This window comes from Chitinibacter tainanensis DSM 15459 (assembly GCF_000429785.1).
GTDB classification, from domain to species: domain Bacteria; phylum Pseudomonadota; class Gammaproteobacteria; order Burkholderiales; family Chitinibacteraceae; genus Chitinibacter; species Chitinibacter tainanensis.
In genome coordinates this window covers 517,131-537,142 of the sequence record NZ_AUCN01000009.1, presented here as the reverse complement: position 1 = coordinate 537,142, position 20,012 = coordinate 517,131, and the positions used below count along the sequence as shown (strand labels likewise).

Sequence of the window (20,012 nt, the reverse complement as noted above, 5' to 3'; positions counted from 1 at the left end):
AGCATCTATCGTCCCTGCTCCGGATAACTTTAGGAAAAAAATGAAAAATTATTGTCCAAACCAAGCACGACACCATGCCGCAGCGGCAGCCTGATCCAACATCCAGTTGGAGCGCACTTCAGCCTGCAAGCGTTGCGCCATATCCAAGCGCAAATCGTGATTCGCCAGCATCAAGCGGATCGCATCCACCCAGTCTTTGAAGCGATTTTTCACTCGCACTACTGGCATATCACCTTGATAAGGACCAAAGTCCGTACAGACCACTGGATATCCGCACGCACCGTACTCCAGTAGCTTCAGATTGCTCTTACAGCGGTTGAATAAATTCTCTTCTAGTGGCGCAATCGCCAGATCCAGATTCAGCGCAGCGAGCTTGGCCGGATATTGAGTAATTTCAACCCCAGGGTGAAACTCTTTCACATATGGCTGCAGCGCCTCGGGACAATGGCCGAAGAAAACCCAATCCACTTCGTTGGCCAGCTCTGCCACCACATCCGCCACTAAGAGCAAATCACCCGTATGCCCCACACCACCAGCCCAACCCACGCGCGGTTTACCCTCGCCCGGCGATTTGGGCGTTGCCGCAAAACTCCACCAGCTAGGCGGCAATCGATTGGTTGCCACCCGGATGTCAGAATGAAAACCTTGCAAGGCCTCAGCCAGCGGCGGCGTACTTACCACCAAGAGATCACAATACGACAGTGCTTTGCGCAAACTTGCGGCCATGCCTTGCGGCATTTCATCCCGATGCAGACTCTTCACCGGTAAGTTGAGAATGTAATCATCCAGCTCGAATACAATCGGGCAATTGGCCCAGGCTTTATAGCGCGCCAGACTAGCAATCTGCTCGGGCGAGATTTGGCGCTGCACCAGTATTAGATCGGGCTTGATCCGTTGCAGATCACAGACCGAAAAGTGCTCAAAACCGACGCCACCACGAATAAAGCCCGCCTGCTCCATCACATGATAGGGATGAATCAAGCGATAGTAGCCGCAGCCAAACTCATCGGCCGGAAAGACCAAGACCTTCGGCAAGCGACTCCAGGCCAATAAATCAGGCCCAGCCAAACGATTACGCTCAAGCAGGAATTGCCCAGTGCGCTGAAAGTTCGGACTATAGAATGGATCGTTAGCGAATAAATCGCGATAGCGCGGAATGAGTGACGCAACATCATTCAGCTCTAGTGCAAAGGGTATATCCGTAGAAGCCATGGCCACCGGCTCCCACAGGGCTATACCCCCATTAGTAAAACTTGCCATTTGCAATTCAATCAACTGCAAGGACCAGCCTGCCGCACCACTGAGCACATCCGCAAACAACACGTCGCGGTGCATTAACACGCAACGCGGATCGAGCAGCAGTGATTGTTGCAAAGCTTGATTACGCTGCTGATAACCTACTTCAGCCACTGGCAGAGCTTGCAGTGGCGATTTGATACCGTCATCAAATCCCGCCACCAGCGGGGCACCCGTATTCCGCCCCTGCCCATCTACCAGCCGAGGCGCGACCCACTGCGCATCATTCATTGCCATGGTCGAGAGTAACATCGGCATGCATTCTGGCTGATTGATACACACGTCACCGGCAATATAGGCCAGCCACTCAACCTGGCTCGCCATGCTGCGCAACCACGTTAAGACATCAAATTCAGCCGGACACGATAAAATTTGCAGCTGCGGATGGGCAATATCGCTCAAGGCCTGCACTGCCGGCGCCAGCGCATCAGCCCCCCGATCCAGCACCACTACAACTGCGGGCAAGCCAGCGATACCAGTTAATAGATTTTCAATGCTAGTGAGCAAGCGTTCAGACTCAAGCCCAGCTTCGATCGCAATCAAGGTCTGACTATCAAGCGACTTCGCCACCATGCGCTGCACGCCATTGTGATTCAACGGCTGGCCGGGTTTATTGCGCAGCTGATAATAGTCTTGCTGCAATAACTGGCTGTAGTCCGCATCTGCCTCTAGCGCGCGTGCTTGGTGATGCAGCACAAATGGCAAGTGGGCAATCGCCTGCGCCCCATGCTGTAAAAAGACCGACAACACCACCAACTGCCACCAGCCAAGGTGCGGGGCCTGTAACAGCTGCGTATCTAGCGCCAGGCTTTGCAAGACGTCGCTTGGCACAATCAATGAGCGGCCAAGATACGCCGTACCGAGCTGCAATACTGCATCAAATTGCGCCCGGAACTGCGGCGAATGGCAACGGCCCGTCGCGTCAATTTGGTCAGCATCGAAAGTCAGCAGCGATTTGGATTGCGTGAGGTGCTGATGCGCCAGCAACAGCAAGGCGTGCTGCTCAAATGTATCGCCTGCAGTAAACACCCCTACCAGCCCAACCGCAGGTAGCGCCGCGATGGCTGCATCGAGCTCAGCCCATTTCAGCCAACGGATTTGCTCAGAATTAGCTGGCGTAGCATCGCGCGCACTCACCACCCAAACTTGATGCTGCTGATAGTACTGCGCCGCAATCGATTTCAAACTTGCGACCAAGGCCTGATCATTTAACTCACTATCCGTAATCACGATCGTAAACTGCGGCAGTGCATAGCCGCGCAAGCTATCAGCATAGGCATCAAGCTCAGCCTGATTTAGCTTACGCTTACTGAGAAACTCTCGATAGACTTCCTCTACAGTCGGCTGTGGCGGCACCTCTAAAGCAGCAAGCTGAGCTTCTCGTTGCGCCTTGATTTCTGCTTGTTCTACCGGATAGCGACCATAAATCCGCCGATACAAGAGTGGGAATTTGGCCCGGTTTTGACTCGTCATCTGATCGGACGAGCGCTGACGACGCTGCCGCACTTCAGCAGTTACTTGCTCGATGTGTACGACTTCCGTGCGCTCAGTGAGCCGCAATAACATATCCCAATCTTCAAACGAAGGCAGCGAGACATCAAATCCGCCCACTTGCGAAATCAATTCAGCTGGATGGCTCCAGGTATTAACCGGGATATAGTTATGCACCAAGAGACGTTCGCGCGAAAATCCTTGATGGGCATATAGATTTTGACCACCCAGTGGATAGCGAACCCCATCAATCAAATCTTCCTGGACCGTAATCGAATCGGTATACACCAAAGCCTGCGGTGTCTTTTCAAACTGCTGCCGCAATAATGCCAGATGATCTGGTAGATAAAAATCGTCATCATCCAAATAGGTAATGTAGCGCCCACGAGCAATCATCAAGCCCGCATTTCGCGCAGCAGAGAGGCCACTATTTTTTGCTAAGCGCAGATATGCAATAGTTAAGCTCGGAAAATCTGCCAGAACATCTTCAACGAACGAGCCGCAGTCATTAACCAAGACCACCTCAAAGTCAGCCATGGTTTGTTGCGCCAAACTTTGCAATGTATCGCGCAGCATGGCCGGACGATTGTAGGTGGTTAAAACAACCGAGAAAAATGGTTGCTTCTCATTGTTGGTTTTAACCAATGAAGCCCATCCAGCAATCGGCTCAAAATCAAATAATAGCTTTCTGACTCTATCAATTCTACAATTATATTTTTCTTTAACTTCATCGCTGTATACCGATAACCGCTTATCAAATAAGTCCCAAATTGGAACAGCAGCTTTTCGTAACCTCGAAAGCGTTGATTGATGCGCGCAATTAAGCTCTAAAATTTCTAAGTGTTCCGCCAAAGGCCTCTCTGATGCATAAAAACTCCGCGAAACTTGTCCTCCATGAATGCGATACCCCACCGTTGCCTGGCGTAGAAATACGAAATTTGGATAGGTCCGAGCTATTCGTGTCCATAATTCCCAATCTCCCGCGATAAGTTCTGCCCTGTGCAGTTCGCCATGCGTAAGTTTAACTGTCTGAAGAAATGATCTGCGTAACATAACCGCAGAGGGCGTTATATAGTTATCAAAACGAAGTAGATCAACTACTTCATCCCTATGCCCAAAATAAGAATGTGGGAGGTGACCTTGATGTTCTGCATAGCATATTAAATGGCCATGCTCGTCGATCCAATTGCACTGTGAATACGCGAGGGCAGATCCAGGGTGCAATTCGAGAGAAGCAAATAATGATGCCAAATGCCCTGGATAAATTAAATCATCCGAGCCTAAAACTACCACATAAGGCGCACTTCCTGACTCGACACAGCGGTTGTAATTGCCCATCATGCCGAGGTTTTTCGGGTTTACTTCGTAGCGAAAACCAGGACGGCCAACAAAACTATCCAGTACTTTTAAAGTATCGTCACTGGACTGATCATCGAACACAATCAATTCGACATTTACGCCTTCCTGCGTCAGTACGGATTCAATCGTTTGGCCAATATAACGGGCATTGTTATAAGACATCACCGCAACGGTAACGTCAGGAATTGCGCCAGGCGTCATTGAAAGTGACTCCATTCAGAAATGGTGATGAATTGTCGGCCATGAAGATACTGGGCCGTCATTGGCAAGCAGGTGAATTGCGTGCTCGGCAAAAAAGGTCTCGCTAGAGCCTTGGTTAAATAGCAGCCATTCCCGGAAATCGGTAATTTGCTGCTGCAGAAAAGCGGCATGGCGGTGCGCCAATCTCAACTTTACGATCAATTCATCTAGTGAACGAACAACCAAGCCTATATTTTCGCGCCGCTCGAACTGAATACCACGCATGCCAGCTTCTTCGGATGGATTAGGGGCAAAAAACAACGCGGGGCGACCAAAAGTAAACGCATAAGTAAAACCAGTGCCAGAAATATCGGTCAGCATCAGGTGTGTTTGCGCGTAGGTATCGAAGTAATTGCCCGAGCGATCCAAGGTAAAGCATGGATGACTACCAAAGCGCGTAACGATACGCTCGACCACCGGCTTGTCCTGATCGCGCCATGACTCCATATGCGGACGGAATACGACACGGATCTTTTCGGCCAGCATGGCTTCGATCAACTGTTCGCCGTAACGATGCAGAATCGAAAAACCCTGATTGATGTAGTAAGCATGTGTCGGTGCAAAAACTACGGTCAACTCGTGCGGTGGCGTCAAGCTGGATGACGCCAATTGGCGACGTTGACCATCCAGCTTGGGGTAGCCCAGCGGCATCAGCAATTTGTTTTGCCAGCGGCGCTCATTACCTAGCGCAATAAAATCATCGACGTGGTGACGACCAGCACAGGCAATCACGTCATAGTGATCGAACATGGCTCGGTCATACACGCCATCCAGCCCTGTCAGCGACACCAAAAAGTGGACCCGGCGTGCGCGGCGCGGAAAATGTGCACTCTGCCCGACAAATGGCGTAAGGTAAAAATCAGCCTCCTGCTGACCTATCGCCTCCAACGGCACCTCGAATGCATATTCAACGCCTGGCGCCGGTTTCAACGGAAATGAAGCGGCAGGAAAAGCATTGAACCAGCGAACCCGCCAGCCACGCTCAGCCAGTAAAGCGGGAATTTGCCCCAGATTGAGGACATGCGAGACGTGGTAGCAATAACATAGAACTTCGCGAGTCATCGGAGCTTATCCTGTTCACTAACCAAAGCAAGAAATGCGGAATAATCGCGGACATAGTCATCCGCATCGTAGGCATGTGATGCGAACACCAGCAGAACAGCATCCGCGCTATAGGCATACTGGCTAGCCCAAGTCATAGCCGGTAGATACAAGCCGCGCTGAGGACCATCGAGCAAGAACTCCTGTCGTGCCTTGCCGTCATCGGCCACTACACGTACTCTCCCGCGCACGCAAATCAGAAATTGCTCGCAGATCTTGTGTGCATGTTCGCCACGCACGTCCTTGCTGGGCACTGCAAAGACCATGAAGTAGCGATTAGGGGCAAATGGTACTTCGCCGGCAAAGTTGCCGACCGTCAGCGCTCCGCGCATGTCTTCGAAAATCGGAAATTCGCGAAGCTGTACGCCACGTACACCAGTCACCGTACTACTTCCCATGTGCGGCGCATGCGGCTCGGGCGTGACAGCGGCATGATTAGTGGCATAACCAACAATGCGACCCGGGTTGCCCACGACGATCGCGTAAGGCGGCACCGAATGTGTGACCACACTCCCCGCGCCCACCATTGCATACTGGCCAATAGTCAGTCCCGGCAGTATGGTTGCATTCGCGCCTATCGAAGCGTGATGCTCGATGCGTGTAACAGAAAAAGCTTCCGGATACTGTTTGCTGCGAGGAAAGCGGTCGTTGGTAAATGTGGCATTCGGCCCGATGAACACATCGTCGCCCACGCGCAAGCCATCCCAAAGTTGCACGCCACACTTCACAGTTACCCGATCGCCCAGAATCACATCGTTTTCAATGAAAACATGATCACAGATATTGCAATCTGTTCCGATCCGCGCGCCAGGCAGGACGTGAGCAAAGGCCCAAATACGCGTTCCCTCGCCGACTGTTTCACTTTCACACAAGCCGGATGGATGAACGAAATAATTCATGAGTGCTCTCCTTTGACGGCCTGCCAGCAAGCAGCAATCACAGTATCAATTTCGGCATCGCTTAGCTCGGGAAAACAAGGCAACGTCAGCAGTTCGACTGCGGCAGCTTCGGTAACTGGCAAACTGATTGCGACCGGGAATGCCGCCTGTTGATGATCCGGTACCGGATAGTGCACATCACTGGCAATTTCCAAAGCTGCAAGGGTCGTCCTCACCGCATCACGCTGCGGCGTGCGAACCACGTAAAGATGACCCACGTCGGATTCGTCCGGTTCAGGGGGCAACTGCCAGCCTAACCCGGCCAAACCCGTGTTATATCGGGCGATGATAGCGCGGCGACGTGAATTCCAAGCATCAAGATGGGGTAATTTGCAGCGCAGGATAGCGGCCTGAATTTCATCCAGTCGGCTATTGCGCCCACCAGTCATGCCTACGTGGTATTTGCTGGTCCAACCGTATTGGCGCAATCCACGCAATCTGGCCAACAGCGCAGGATTGTTGGAAACCACTGCACCGCCATCCCCCAATGCACCAAGATTCTTGGTTGGATAGAAGCTGAACGCAGCCAGGTCCCCCAGAGTGCCGGCCAGTTGGCAATTGCGGCGAGCACCGTGCGCTTGCGCGCAATCTTCAATTACAGCAATACCGCGTGGTTTGGCAAATGCCACAACAGCCTCTATATCGGCCATCCTCCCATACAGATGGGTAACGACGATAGCACGCGTTCTTTCATTGACTGCAGCTGGCAGCAAACCGACATCCAGCAACATGCGATGGGGTTCAATATCGACCCAACTAGGTTTAGCCCCAACAGCGCGGATTGCTGTGCTTGCATACATCCCGGCATTGGCCACTGTGATTACCTCATCACCTGAGCCAATGTCTAACGCCTTTAGCGCAAGCTCCAACGCATCCGTGCCATTACCAACGGCCACAGAATCAGTCGCTCCCAGATATGCAGCAAATTCAGCCTCAAAAGCCTGATTTTCTGGGCCCAAAATATAATATCCGCGTTGCAATACTCGGTTGATAGCGGCACGAATGTCGCTATCCAATGGCCTGTTGTGTCGTGCCAGATCGTTAATCGGCAACATGGCTGAAATCCACCTCTGCGTATGCCGCTAGATCACTGGCGAAATCGATCTCGCCCCAAGGCCCGACCACCGGTACGGTCGCGATATGCCAGCCTGTTTCTAGCCCATGGCGTAGCAAAGACGTCATATCGAGTTTGTCTGCCGCCGCCCCACGTTCGTCCAATAATGCGGCTACGCGTTGCCATGCAGGCGGCGTGAACTTGAGTAACCCCATATATTGCCCTTCGATCGCATCCACGCTGTCACTGCGAGCACCGATTTCGGCAAGACTTCCATCTGGATGGCGTCGAAAGGTTTCGGCATCCGCGAGTGGATCAGCAAAACGCTTCTGCCACACCTCCAGCCAGTTGGGGTCATAAGAAATTGCCAGTTCCGCCGCACATGCAACAAGCGCACGTACCGTGGCAGCAGAATAAAAAATGTCGCTATAACTGACGATACAATCATCTGCCTCCAGCCAGCTGTGTGCTGCAGCCAATGTACGCACCATATTGGTTTGGGCCCAACGTGGGTTGTCAAAGTACTGTACCGGCTCGGTAAAACTGCCTGCGTTATAGCCACGGACAATGGCTATCTGACTAATCCCAGCGGCACGTAAAGCGAGCAACTGCCAATCCAGCAAACGGCGATCATGCAAGCGCGTAAAACACTTAGGCTGCTCAGCAGTCAACTCGCCCATACGGCTACCGCGGCCAGCGGCAAGAATAATGGCTCGGGTCATATCGGGTAACTCAGTTGGTCTAGTGCCACATGCGGTGCTGCGGCGATGAAATGAGGGTTACGCAGGGTTACTGTGTTGTAGGTCATGGGTTTCAGTCCAGGCAATGCCCGCAATTGGCACCCGCAAGCTTGCAGCAAAGCATCGCCTGCGGCGGTATCCCATTCGCTACTACCGGTAAAACGCGGGTAAATATCGACCTGCCCGGCCACTAGCCGCCCGAACTTGAGCGCAGACCCAATGGCAACGGCAGGCGGATTGCCGTTGAGTGCAGCAAATTCAGCCGCCTGCGGCACGTCGTGGTGGCGGCTTTGTGCCAGCGTGCGTCGCCCCCATGTTTGGGGCAAGTCAGTTCGCACACCACGCACCTCGCACCAGGCATTCGTGCCAACTGCCCCATAATAAAGTTCGTCAATGGCCGGGGCATGGATCACGCCGTGACTGGCTTTGCCACGTTCGATCAGCGCAATATTGACAGTAAATTCACCATTGCGTTCCAGAAAATCTTTCGTGCCATCCAATGGATCAACCAGCCAAAATGTTGTCCAATTTTGTCGTTGTGCGTATTCGATAGGAGTTTCCTCGGATAGCACTGGCCACGGGAATGCTTGTTGCAGTTCACGCAAAATTATATGGTTGGCGGCCAGATCGGCTTGAGTCAGTGGTGAACCATCGTCTTTGGTTTCTACCCTCAAACCCGCTTGCGCATAAATAGCCAGGATGGCTTCGCCAGCCAGACGAGCAATGCGTATCAGCTCGGATTCGATGAAGGAACGATTACAAGAGGCATTCATATCAGACGAATTGCTGTTCAATCAGCTTGCGATCCAGCCCGCTCAAGCTAGGTTCACGCTCCGGATGCCACATGATACCGAGCACACGATGACCATGATGACCAGCAGCCTCCACACTCCCATCGGCTGCGTGTGCTAGCGGTTGTAATATCTCGCCTAATTCAGCAATGCCCCAGTCGTGATAGCTGTTTACGTCGCTATCAAATCTCTGATTACCGACCAATCCATTGACTTGATGTCGTGTTCCCGTATGACCGTTCAGCCGATGCAATTTGCCACCCAAATAATGCACCAGCATTTGGAAACCACGACAAATCCCCAGCACCGGCAGGTGTTCAGCAAGAGCCAACTCCAGCAAGATTGACTCTGTTTTGTCACGCTCCAAGCTGCTGCCACCATAATGGCTCAGGTCATTCCCGCCGGACAGCACCACGCCTTGCGGGCGCACGGCATTCCAAAGTTCAGCAACCCGCTCGGGCCGATTGGGCACAGGGATGGCCAGCAAACCACATTCGGCAAGTACGTCTATCAATCGCTGATCAAGCGCATCCCGACGTTCGTTACGTTCTGCAATCACATCGACTCGTTGGCTCACCAACACGGGCTTCAATTCAGCACCTCTACACGGCGATTGGCACAATCAATATTCAAGCGGCGTGCAGTGGACCATTTTCCATAGAGCACTTCACCCGAACCGATTACCGCCGGCAAGCCTAGTTCATTGGCACGAATGGCCATGTGCGAATTCACACCACCGTAAGCAGTGATAAAGCCAGCAATATCGTGCGAAAAAAGCCAATCGAATCCTGGGTCGGCACTAGGGATCGAGACAATCGCGCCTGCCAAATGCTCCCTATCTTTGTACGATACGACCGGTGCAGTAACCTGCCGCTGAGTAATGAAATTGGGCTCTGTTGCTGGCATTTCAAAGGCAAAAGCATCTTCAGCGCTGGTCAACAACGGTGGCAAAACGATCTGGCAGGTTTCGCCATAGCGCTTGCGCCCCCGCGCAATACTCTCACCGATCAATGCAACGGGATCGACACCAGCAGCATATAGCTCGTATACACACTGAATATCTGCATAAGCCATATCTTCGAGCGAGAAACCATAGTGTCGTCCCAGCTCACGGAACAGAGACATCGCGTCGGATAGATTGCGGCAGAACACAAATTTGGCATATTCGCGCAGCTCAATGCCAGCCTGAAGAAAATCGAATAGACCAACGACATCATGCGTCAGACCATGCTCGGCCAGCAATTTACTGATGGCACGCATCTGTGCAAGCGACAAGGCAAAAGGCGATGCAGGAGTATGGTCAGCAGCAGTACGCTCCCAATCGAAATAAAGATCAGGAGCTTCATCGTAACGCGGAGATAACAGATCGTAGGTACCGGGCCTTAGGTGGCCATATTTGGCTAAGAAAGTAGTGCGATCCAGCTGAAGCAGATCCCGTGACATTTGTCCACTAACGGTATCCAGCCCATTCATAAATGCATCGTAATCGGCGCGATCCAACACCCCCACCGACACCAGTGAACGCAACATTTGTACCGCAATAAATCCTGCTCTAGCCAAGCCGGCAAACGGCAACGTGCCATAGCGCTTGCAGTCTTCCAGCAACCAGTAAATACGCGATACGCGATCTATATCAGCAGCAAGAATTTCGTCGCGTCTCGCTGCCAATACTGCCAGTTTGTCGCGATCGGAGCGCCACAGACCGGTTTCGTTATCGACGATGCGATTGGTCAGATTGCGCAGACTATCAGCCAGCCGTTGACGCTCAGCTTCGCTAAAACCAGCTTCGGCCAACTGCTCTAATCGCTTCGGCAGATCCAGCGTGTAGCACGAAAACACGATCTCGAACTCGACCTTATCATGCAGATTGGGCGCGTCCATCAGTCGATCAATGTAATAGTTCACCAGTTTATCGGCAAGCGATCCATCAATATCACGCGGAACAAAAGAGTTAAAGCTGACGCGTACATCAATATAGGGCAGGCCATGAAAATGCAGCATGAGCGGGAAACTGCGCAGATTGCGGTAACCGTAATTATGGCGCTGATAGGCCCAGATACTGTCGGTCACCAACTCCCGATACAACGACAATGACAAAGGCTTGGGTCGTATCCCAATAATCTCAGCAGGATTCCAGTCGGGCATAACCCCATAGACGGTACGCCTTCCATGTAAGAAAGGCTGCGGATACACGCCTTGTCCAATTTTGGCGCTGATGTGTTCCAGCATGCGGTAATGAGCAGCTGGCTCGACTGGAGCGGCAGAAAGCACCAAAGGCCGGACCTGTAGTAAGACAAGCTCACCTGCATCAGTCACCGCGAACTCAACATCAAGCGCAGCAGAGCCAAAGAGGCCACTCAGCTCGGCGAGCATCGTTACCACAGTAGCCAGAGGCTCAGGTTGTGGGGGCGCCAAATGATGAATGTAATAGGTACGCAGTTGATTGGACAGCCCAGCCGTCACACTGTCGGTGCGGCGACTGCTGTCATCGTAATTGAGTACATAATATGGCGCACCGGTTGCTGGATCGAGCCCAAAAGCGACGCCTGCCATCTGTACTTGCTCGATCATGGGCTGAACAAACACTTCGTTGGCCCAATTGATACTGCCATCGGCTTCCTGCATCGACGCCAGCACAGATTCGATCGCCTGTGGCAAATTCTCGTTCGCCACGTGCAGAACCGATTCAAAGCGGCCAGCGAGCGAGCCTGCAGCACTATCTTCGGCTACGGCACTACTACGCACAGCCATCACAGGCCAGCCTGCGGCGCGAATTTCCTTAAGCAAAGCTACGCTGTCCTCTTGCCAACGAGCGACATCGAAACGCAATTGCGGCAATAAACGCGCGCTACGCAGATGAGGCTGCAGCGCTTCGAGTGTACGTGCCTTACTCAGGAACTGCATGCGTTCAGTCCTTCAATCGTGCGGCCCACAAATTGGTAACGTAAGGAATCTGAATGCTGTCCACGCCCAGGCCACGCAGATAAGCGGCGATGGCCTCGATAACCTCAGCAAAACGATCGCCAGCCTGTCTCTGTAAGGTAGCGTGCGAACGCCAAGCTTCAATGCAATCTTCGATACTCTGTTGATGCAATACTTTGCCCTCAATGCGGTGCACCGGACCAAACAGATCACTGGCATTGATGACATCGGTTTGATCTTCGCGGCGAGTACCGTAACCATAACCGTCAACATGTTCGCGGATAATGCTCTCGATACGCGACTGAATCGGGTCATCCAGATCACGATGATTCCACATGCAGGCGAACCAGCCATGCGATTTCAAAATACGCTGAGTTTCCTTCAATGCAGCAGGTCGATCAGTGACGTTGAACGACGAACCAAAAGTTACCAAAGCATAAGTATGATCCGGCTGGCCGGTGTGCTCACCCGTGCCTTCATGCCAGCTGACATTACCCAACGCTTCGGTCCGTTTGATGCCGTTTGCGCGCATGGCGTCATTGGGCTCCACCGCGACCACTTGCAAATTTCTTGCGGCCAGCGGCAGGGTCAAATGCGCTACGCCCGCCCCAACATCGCACACCAAATCACCCGCCTTGACCCCAGCTAAATTGAGCAAATCGTCAATAGCGTTTTCTGCATAATCCGGCCGCTGCAAATAAGCATCGGCGAGTGCTGTGTAGTCCCATTCGGTTTTCAAGACAAAACTCCAAAGATTGATAATTAATTGCGCTAAAGAAAATAAATCACGCTCTTGCCTGCGGTGATCTAGCAAATAATTCATTTAAAAGTTGCTGCACCAACTGCTCCGGAGGAGTTCGAGCATCATTATGAATAATGACATCAGGGTTAGTAGGCAGCTCATAGCCTGATTTCAATCCCACCACATGATGTGTAGCTTGTGGGTCTTTATAAAATGCACGGCGCTCATGTAGATGCTCTTCGGGTGCAACAATATAAATTTCACGATATCCGGGAATATTCTCACGATTCCACGCTCGTACATCAGCAAACATCGAAACCGTTGCACAAACTACATCACAGCCTTGATCGGCGAGCATTTTGCACATTCGGGCATAACACATAGCAAGGTGTCTCCTCTCCTCAATGCTATACCCAAACTGGCCACCAAACACTTCGCGCAAACGGTCCCCATCCAGAAAAACGCCCCTACGCCCCAAATCTAAAAGCTGTGCATGTAAGGCAGACCCAATAGTGGTTTTCCCTGCCCCAGCCAACCCAGTAATCCAATAAACGAAGCCTGAAGACATATAGATTTACTCATGGAGCACTTTAACTGGACTACCAATAATAGGTTACAGGCAACTGCATCAACAAAACAGTTTAATGAGTTGTTGCCTAACAACAATTGAAAAAACCCACAACCTTCGCTTACCCTCCTATTGCCTAACTATTCTAGCAACACTTGACGCAGTACTAACCAATCCAGCATCATATGGGCATGAACACGAACATCCGCACCTTTTCATTTGCGTATTACTACTGGTGGCGCCCTTAGGCGGCACTAGTTTTGTTCGTCCAGACAAAACCTGCCGCCGGAAACGGTGACAGGTTTTTTGTTTTCTACCCCACCCTCTTCCGGCGGCTCAGCAAAATCCAGGAGCTGCATCATGACTACCCCCCAATCGACCGTTGTGGTCACCGGTGATCGCACCACCGGTCCTTTGCATTTAGGCCACTTTGCCGGCTCATTGCAAACTCGCTTGCAACTGCAAGATCAGCACCAGCAATTTATCCTGTTGGCCGACACTCAGGCACTGGCCGATCATCAGGGCGATTACCATGGTGTGCGCCAGGCTGTGATTGATATTGCGCTGGATTATCTTGCCGTGGGCATTGATCCACAAAAATCTACCATCCTGATCCAATCAATGGTGCCCGAGCTGGCCGAGCTCTCGTTTTACCTGATGAATCTGGTCACGGTGGCGCGGTTGGAGCGTAACCCTACGGTTAAAAACGAACTTCGCCATAAAGGGCAAGAACGCGATGTAGCAGCCGGTTTTCTCACCTACCCGATCAGCCAGGCCGCCGATATCACCGCCTTGCGTGGCACCTTAATTCCGGTGGGCGAAGATCAGCTGCCGATGATTGAGCAAACCAATGAAATCGTGCGCCGCTTTAATCGCATGGTTGGCGAACCGATTTTGCGCGAATGCAAAGCGCTGTTGTCGAACACCACCCGCCTGCCGGGGCTGGATGGCAAAGGCAAAATGAGCCGTGCGGCGGGCAACCATCTATCGCTCTCGGCCAGCGCCGATGAGATCACCGCGGCCGTCAATCGCATGTACACCGATGCGCAGCATCTCACCGTGGGCAGCCCCGGGCAGGTCGAGGGCAATGTGGTATTTAGCTTCCTCGATGCTTTTTACCCGGATAACGCCAAAGTGGCCGAGCTCAAAGCGCATTATCAACATGGTGGGCTGGCCGATAGCGTGGTGAAGGCTCGCTTGAATGAGGTACTGCAAGCCCTGCTGGCGCCGATACGCGCCCGCCGCCAAGAGCTTGCCAAAGAGCCGGATGCGATTTTGTCGATGCTACTGTGCGGCTCGGCCAAGGCGCGGCAAACCGCAGTGTTGACACTGCATAAAGTTAAAACAGCCATGGGCATGTACTACTTTTAATTGCTGAGTAGCATGTTGTGGCAAGAATAGCTTTTGTGCAGATACCCATGCCGGTATCTGCCAGCAGATCATACAAATAATAGGCTTTCAGCCCATACACCAAGGCAAAGAGATGAGCACACACTTTATTCATGCGGCGTTCGCCCACAAAGCGGCTGCCACCCAAGAATTATTGGCGCAATTGCAACAGCATGGCGAGCAACTGCCGCCCAAAAATCTGCACCTTGCTACGCGGCTACTCAATCATCTGGCGGTGATCGATCAGATTTTCTTGGCGCATTTGCACGGCGAGGAACATGGATTTACCGCCACCAACACCCCCGCAACACCAACCTTAGCCGAACTCATCGCTCTACAAACCCAGCTGGATCAAGCCTGGCTCGCGCTACTGGCCCAGCCCGCCTGCCAAGATCTCAGCCGGGTGATTGAATTTGTCTTCACCGACGGCAAGCCGGCGCGGATGACGGTGGGCGACATCTTGCTGCATGTTCTGACCCACGCCAGCTACCACCGCGGGCAAATTGGGCGGATCATCAGTGAAGGTGGCAAATCACCGGTCAAAATCACCCCAGACATTCTCACCGGCTATTTGCATCGCACGACCTAAGCTCAGCTGGATTCACGGCCGCTCTGCCGTGAATTGCTGCGCTGCGAAATAAAGCATTTCGGCAATACGCTCATCCCTCACTGCGTCTAGAATGAAGCCATCACCACTCAGGGGCGCAGGTGCAGCATGGATGAAGAACTTCGTAAAAAAGCACTCGAATACCACCGCTTTCCCAAGCCGGGCAAGATTCAGGTGATGCCCACCAAGGCGCTCTCCAGCCAGCGTGATCTGGCGCTCGCCTACTCGCCCGGTGTAGCGGCGGCGTGCGACGCTATTGTGGCCGATCCAAGCGAGGCCCGTAATTTAACCTCCCGCGGCAATCTGGTGGCCGTGGTCACCAACGGCACCGCCGTGCTCGGGCTGGGGGATATTGGCCCGCTGGCCGGCAAGCCCGTGATGGAAGGGAAAGGGGTACTGTTTAAAAAATTTGCTGGGATTGATGTGTTTGATATCGAAATCGAACAAAAAGACCCGGACAAACTGGTAGAAATTATCGCCGCGCTAGAGCCCACCTTTGGCGGTATCAATCTGGAAGACATCAAAGCGCCCGAGTGTTTTTATGTTGAGCGCAAATTGCGCGAGCGCATGAATATTCCGGTTTTCCATGATGATCAGCACGGCACGGCCATTATTGTCGGTGCGGCAGTTAAAAACGCCTTGAGCCTGATTGGCAAACAGCTGGGCGAAGTGCGCCTGGTGGCCTCGGGCGCAGGCGCGGCCGCAATTGCCTGCCTAGATCTGTTGGTGTCGCTCGGGGTGAAACGCGAGCACATTATGGTGTGCGATTCCAAAGGCGTGATTCACACTGCGCGCGGGCCGCTGGATGAAACCAAACAGCGCTACGCCCGCGATACCGATTTACGCACCTTGGCCCAAGCACTCGAGGGCGCGGATATTTTCCTCGGCCTTTCTGGCCCGGGCGTAGTCACCGGCGAGATGCTGCAAAGCATGAATGCCAATCCCTTGGTATTGGCGCTGGCCAATCCCACCCCGGAAATCACCCCGCAAGAAGCGCAGGCCGCGCGCAGCGATGTGATTGTGTGCACAGGCCGTTCGGACTACCCGAATCAAGTTAATAATGTGCTGTGCTTCCCGTTTATGTTCCGTGGTGCGCTGGATGTTGGCGCCACCACCATTAACGAAGCCATGAAACACGCCGCGGTAGATGCCATCGCTGAGCTCGCGCACGCCGAACAGTCCGATGTGGTGGCCGATGCCTACAGCGGCCAAGAGCTTTCCTTCGGGCCGGAATACCTGATCCCGAAACCCTTTGATCCTCGCCTGATTGTCAAAATCGCCCCGGCTGTTGCCAAAGCGGCGATGGATACTGGCGTGGCCACCCGCCCGATCACCGATTTTGCCGCCTATATCGATGAGCTAACGCAGTTTGTTTACAAAACCAATCTGTTTATGCGCCCGGTATTCGCTGCCGCGAAAAAGGCGCAAAAGCGCGTGGTGTTCTGCGAAGGGGAAGACGAGCGGGTGCTGCATGCGGTACAGGAAATTCTGGCCATGCAGCTGTGTGTGCCCATTCTGGTCGGCCGCCCGCAAGTACTGCAAAGCCGGATCGAAAAATTGGGCCTGACCATCCGCCCCGGCATTGATTTTGAAGTGTGTAACCCGGAAAGCGATCCGCGCTACCGCGAATATTGGCAGCTGTACTACAGCCTGATGATGCGCAAGGGCGTCTCTGAAAACCTAGCTAAAGCCGAGGTGCGGCGTAAAACCACGCTAATTGGCGCGCTCATGGTGAAACGTGGCGAAGCCGATGCGCTGATTTGCGGCACCTATGGGCTGTATCAAAACCACCATCATCACCTGATGAATGTACTGGGCCCACGGCTGGCGACCCAAACCACGGCGGCGATGAATATCTTGCTGCTGCAAACCGGCAATATGTTTATTTGCGATACCTATGTGAATCAGGATCCAAGCGCCGAGGAGCTGGCCGACATCACCCTGATGGCCGCCGAAGCGGTGCGCAAATTTGGCATCGTGCCCAAAGTGGCGCTGCTAAGCCATTCCAGCTTTGGCACATTTGATACCCCATCGGCACGCAAAATGCAGCGCACGCTGGAACTCGTCACCCAGCGCGCACCAGAGCTGGAAATCGATGGCGAAATGCATGGTGATGCAGCGCTATCGAGCGCCATTCGCCAGCAAGTGTTCCCGCATTCGCGCCTCAAAGGCGAAGCCAATGTGCTGGTGATGCCCAATCTGGATGCGGCCAATATCTCGTTTAATCTGCTGAAAACCACCTCAGTCGAAGGCGTGACCATCGGCCCGATCCTGATGGGGCTGGCGCAACCGGCCCATATTCTGACCCCGACCGCGTCGGTTCGGCGTATTATCAATATGGCCGCGCTGGCCGCGGTTGAGGCCGCCACCCTTTCCAGTGGAGATGCTGCATGAGCGAATTCAATCCTGCCGATCCCTTCAGTTTTTTTAGTCAAATGATGAAGCCGGGCAGCAACCCTTTTCTGCCGCCGCTGTCAGAGGAAGAAATCGAGCGCAAGATCGCCGAATGCCGCACGGTCGAGCAATGGCTCAGCCTGCAGGTTGGTATGCTGCAAATGACGATCAAAACGCTGGAAATGCAAAAAGCCGGGCTGGCCGCTTTTAAACAAGGGCTAGAGCCCAAACCGCCGGAACCCCACCTCTGAGAATGCAATGAAATTCACCGCTTTACCGTTCACAGCCAGCTTGCTGGCTGTTTTTCTTGCTGGCTGCGCCAGCACCGGGCCCAGTGCACCGAGTGTAGCCACCGCTAGCAATACCCCCAGCAGTACCTCTACCAAGCCCAGTACCAATAAGCCCTCAGAGGCTATACCCGCTGCGCCGCGTTATCAGGCCCGCAGCTGGCAAGATCTGCCTAATTGGGCCGACGATGCCTTGGTGCCTGGCTGGCAAGCCTGGCTCAAAGGCTGCGCCAAACCGCGCACGCCATGGCTGGCCGTGTGTCAGGCCGCCCGCACTGTCCCGCTAGAGCGGGCGGCGATCCGGCAATTTATCGAGCGCGAGCTGGTGCCCTATCAGCTGGCCAACACCGATGGCAGCACCAGCGGGCTGATCACCGGCTACTACGAGCCGGTGTACCCCGGCAGCCTGAGCCGCAACGCGCAAGCCAACCAGCCGGTGTATGGCCCGCCCAGCGATATGATTACCGTGGCGCTGGATGAGGTTTACCCCGAGCTCAAAGGCAAACGCCTGCGCGGCCGGCTGGTGGGCAATAAACTCCTGCCCTACCCGGATCGCGCCGAAATCGTGGCCAAAGGCCTGAAAGCGCCGGTATTGGCCTGGTTGCAAGACCCGCTGGATGTGCAGTTTTTGCAGATTCAAGGCTCAGGCCGGGTACAGCTACCCGATGGACGCATGCTGCGCCTGGGCTATGCCGATCAGAATGGCCGGCCGTATAAGCCGGTGGGCCGCTGGCTGGTGGAGCAAGGCTTGCTGCCCGCCAGTGAAGTCTCGATGCAGAGCATTCGCGCCTGGGCCAAGGCCAATCCGGCACGGGTGGATGAGCTGCTCAATAGTAATCCGAGTTATGTGTTCTTCCGCGAGCTGCGCGAAAGCGATGGGCTCAAAGCCGATGATGGCCCGCTGGGCAGCCTGAATGTGCCGCTCACCGCCGGCTACAGCATCGCGGTTGACCCGGGCACGGTGCCATTGGGCAGTTTGGCCTTTATTGCCACCACCCGCCCCGATACAGCCGGCGGCCTGCATCGCCTGGTGGCGGCGCAAGACACTGGTGGCGCGATTCGAGGCAGTGTGCGAGCCGACTTTTTCTGGGGCACCGGCGCGGCCGCCGGTGAACTGGCCGGCACGATGAAACAAAGCGGGCAATTATGGCTACTGTGGCCCAAAGGCATTGCTCTGCCGCAATAAAGCGGCCGAGTGCTTAGCCATAAAACAGGGGTATTACTCACTAAGATAATTATGCTTTGGCCTAGCGAGCAATACCCCTCTATGCATTGAAACTAACTCAGCGACGCCGGCGATACGTGACAAAGGCGTAGTCGATGCCTTTGGCGCTGGTGTGCACTTCGCGCGCGGTTTCCTGCCATTGCGCGGGGCTAAATTCGGGGAAGTAGGCGTCGCCATCGGGGCTTAGCGCCACTTCGGTCAGATACAGGGTGTCGACCAGATCCATGGCCTGCCGATAAATCTCGCCGCCGCCAATCACAAATACCCGTGGCAACTCGGCGCAAGCGGCAATGGCCGCGGCCAGGCTCGGAAACACTTCGGCGCCCGGCGCCGACCAGGCCGGATTGCGGCTAATCACCAAATGCCGCCGGCCGGGTAATAAGCCCGGCAGCGATTCAAAGGTTTTACGCCCCATCAGCATCGGGCTGCCCATGGTGAGCTGCTTAAAATACTGCAAATCTTCCGGCAGGCGCCATGGCAAGCGATTATCGATACCGATCACCCGATTGGCGCCCACCGCCGAAATAATGGCGACTTCACTCATGGATTGTCCTCATTCATTGTTTGCGCCGCCACTGGGCGCAGTTGCCACCACGCTGCAGCACCCACCAGGCAACCGCTGAGCGCCACGCCCAGCGCCCACAGCCAGGCGCGGCCGCCGGCGGGGGCCAGTGGCCACGTCAGCATGCCCGCCGTGACTTGGCAGGCGAGCAAAAGCCAGAAAACCATATACACACCCGGTGGCCAGATCCCCCCGGCAAAATGGTGCAATACCAGCCCTAAAGCCAGCAGCAACAGCGCGTGCCCCAGCACGGCCACGCCCAGTAAATGGGCAATCAAATGGGCAGGCATACGCGCTCCACCAAAT

General features: G+C 54.0%; 17 protein-coding genes and 1 pseudogene. 5 read left to right on the top strand and 13 right to left on the bottom strand.

Annotated features, from left to right (window positions below; all coding sequences use genetic code 11):
* Window positions 1-48 precede the first annotated feature (48 nt).
* The 11 genes and pseudogenes from G482_RS19390 to G482_RS19995 form a co-directional block, all read right to left on the bottom strand.
* Window positions 49-3,432, bottom strand: coding sequence for a glycosyltransferase (locus tag G482_RS19390; RefSeq protein WP_051258689.1), 3,384 nt, complete (start codon window positions 3,430-3,432; stop codon window positions 49-51).
* A 246-nt stretch (window positions 3,433-3,678) separates the two neighbouring features.
* A pseudogene (locus G482_RS20890) lies at window positions 3,679-4,347 on the bottom strand (glycosyltransferase); the annotation flags it as partial.
* A gap of 15 nt (window positions 4,348-4,362) precedes the next feature.
* The gene (locus G482_RS0103700; RefSeq protein WP_028448900.1) at window positions 4,363-5,448 is read right to left on the bottom strand and encodes a CDP-glycerol glycerophosphotransferase family protein; all 1,086 of its coding nucleotides are present in this window, start codon (window positions 5,446-5,448) and stop codon (window positions 4,363-4,365) included.
* Window positions 5,445-6,386 (bottom strand): WxcM-like domain-containing protein, encoded by a 942-nt coding sequence (locus G482_RS20795; RefSeq protein ID WP_028448899.1) that lies wholly within the window; start codon window positions 6,384-6,386, stop codon window positions 5,445-5,447. The genes G482_RS0103700 and G482_RS20795 overlap by 4 nt, the downstream gene beginning before the upstream one ends.
* A complete protein-coding gene (locus G482_RS0103690) occupies window positions 6,383-7,480 on the bottom strand; it encodes a DegT/DnrJ/EryC1/StrS family aminotransferase (RefSeq protein WP_156905339.1) in 1,098 nt (365 codons plus the stop codon). Before G482_RS0103690 ends, G482_RS20795 begins: the two co-directional genes overlap by 4 nt.
* Complete coding sequence (locus G482_RS0103685) at window positions 7,467-8,201, bottom strand: phosphocholine cytidylyltransferase family protein (protein WP_028448897.1); 735 nt, start codon at window positions 8,199-8,201, stop codon at window positions 7,467-7,469. Before G482_RS0103685 ends, G482_RS0103690 begins: the two co-directional genes overlap by 14 nt.
* Window positions 8,198-8,992 (bottom strand): 3'(2'),5'-bisphosphate nucleotidase CysQ, encoded by a 795-nt coding sequence (gene cysQ, locus G482_RS17150; protein ID WP_034618678.1) that lies wholly within the window; start codon window positions 8,990-8,992, stop codon window positions 8,198-8,200. The genes G482_RS0103685 and cysQ overlap by 4 nt, the downstream gene beginning before the upstream one ends.
* A gap of 1 nt (window position 8,993) precedes the next feature.
* Window positions 8,994-9,569 (bottom strand): gamma-glutamyl-gamma-aminobutyrate hydrolase family protein, encoded by a 576-nt coding sequence (locus G482_RS0103675; RefSeq protein WP_245575236.1) that lies wholly within the window; start codon window positions 9,567-9,569, stop codon window positions 8,994-8,996.
* A 29-nt stretch (window positions 9,570-9,598) separates the two neighbouring features.
* Entirely contained in the window at window positions 9,599-11,914 is a 2,316-nt protein-coding gene (locus tag G482_RS0103670; RefSeq protein ID WP_028448895.1) for a PEP/pyruvate-binding domain-containing protein, read from the bottom strand.
* 4 nt (window positions 11,915-11,918) lie between these two features.
* Complete coding sequence (locus tag G482_RS0103665) at window positions 11,919-12,755, bottom strand: class I SAM-dependent methyltransferase (protein WP_245575235.1); 837 nt, start codon at window positions 12,753-12,755, stop codon at window positions 11,919-11,921.
* A complete protein-coding gene (locus G482_RS19995) occupies window positions 12,718-13,242 on the bottom strand; it encodes an adenylyl-sulfate kinase (protein WP_084414443.1) in 525 nt (174 codons plus the stop codon). The genes G482_RS0103665 and G482_RS19995 overlap by 38 nt, the downstream gene beginning before the upstream one ends.
* Window positions 13,243-13,602: 360 nt before the next feature.
* On the opposite strand from G482_RS19995, the gene trpS reads away from it, so the two are divergent.
* The 5 genes from trpS to mltA all read left to right on the top strand — a co-directional run bounded on the left by trpS (window position 13,603) and on the right by mltA (window position 19,105).
* Window positions 13,603-14,613, top strand: coding sequence for a tryptophan--tRNA ligase (gene trpS / locus G482_RS0103650; RefSeq protein WP_028448893.1), 1,011 nt, complete (start codon window positions 13,603-13,605; stop codon window positions 14,611-14,613).
* A 112-nt stretch (window positions 14,614-14,725) separates the two neighbouring features.
* The gene (locus G482_RS0103645) at window positions 14,726-15,220 is read left to right on the top strand and encodes a DinB family protein (RefSeq protein ID WP_028448892.1); all 495 of its coding nucleotides are present in this window, start codon (window positions 14,726-14,728) and stop codon (window positions 15,218-15,220) included.
* A gap of 126 nt (window positions 15,221-15,346) precedes the next feature.
* A complete protein-coding gene (locus G482_RS0103640; RefSeq protein ID WP_028448891.1) occupies window positions 15,347-17,632 on the top strand; it encodes an NADP-dependent malic enzyme in 2,286 nt (761 codons plus the stop codon).
* A complete protein-coding gene (locus G482_RS0103635) occupies window positions 17,629-17,883 on the top strand; it encodes a PhaM family polyhydroxyalkanoate granule multifunctional regulatory protein (RefSeq protein ID WP_028448890.1) in 255 nt (84 codons plus the stop codon). Before G482_RS0103640 ends, G482_RS0103635 begins: the two co-directional genes overlap by 4 nt.
* A gap of 7 nt (window positions 17,884-17,890) precedes the next feature.
* Window positions 17,891-19,105, top strand: coding sequence for a murein transglycosylase A (gene mltA, locus G482_RS0103630; RefSeq protein ID WP_051258688.1), 1,215 nt, complete (start codon window positions 17,891-17,893; stop codon window positions 19,103-19,105).
* A 97-nt stretch (window positions 19,106-19,202) separates the two neighbouring features.
* Here mltA and G482_RS0103625 read toward each other — a convergent pair whose 3' ends face one another.
* The gene (locus tag G482_RS0103625) at window positions 19,203-19,688 is read right to left on the bottom strand and encodes a dihydrofolate reductase (RefSeq protein WP_028448888.1); all 486 of its coding nucleotides are present in this window, start codon (window positions 19,686-19,688) and stop codon (window positions 19,203-19,205) included.
* Window positions 19,685-19,996 carry a hypothetical protein gene (locus G482_RS0103620; RefSeq protein WP_156905338.1) on the bottom strand — a complete coding sequence of 104 codons (312 nt, stop codon included), beginning with the start codon at window positions 19,994-19,996 and terminating at the stop codon, window positions 19,685-19,687. The genes G482_RS0103625 and G482_RS0103620 overlap by 4 nt, the downstream gene beginning before the upstream one ends.
* Window positions 19,997-20,012 lie beyond the last annotated feature (16 nt).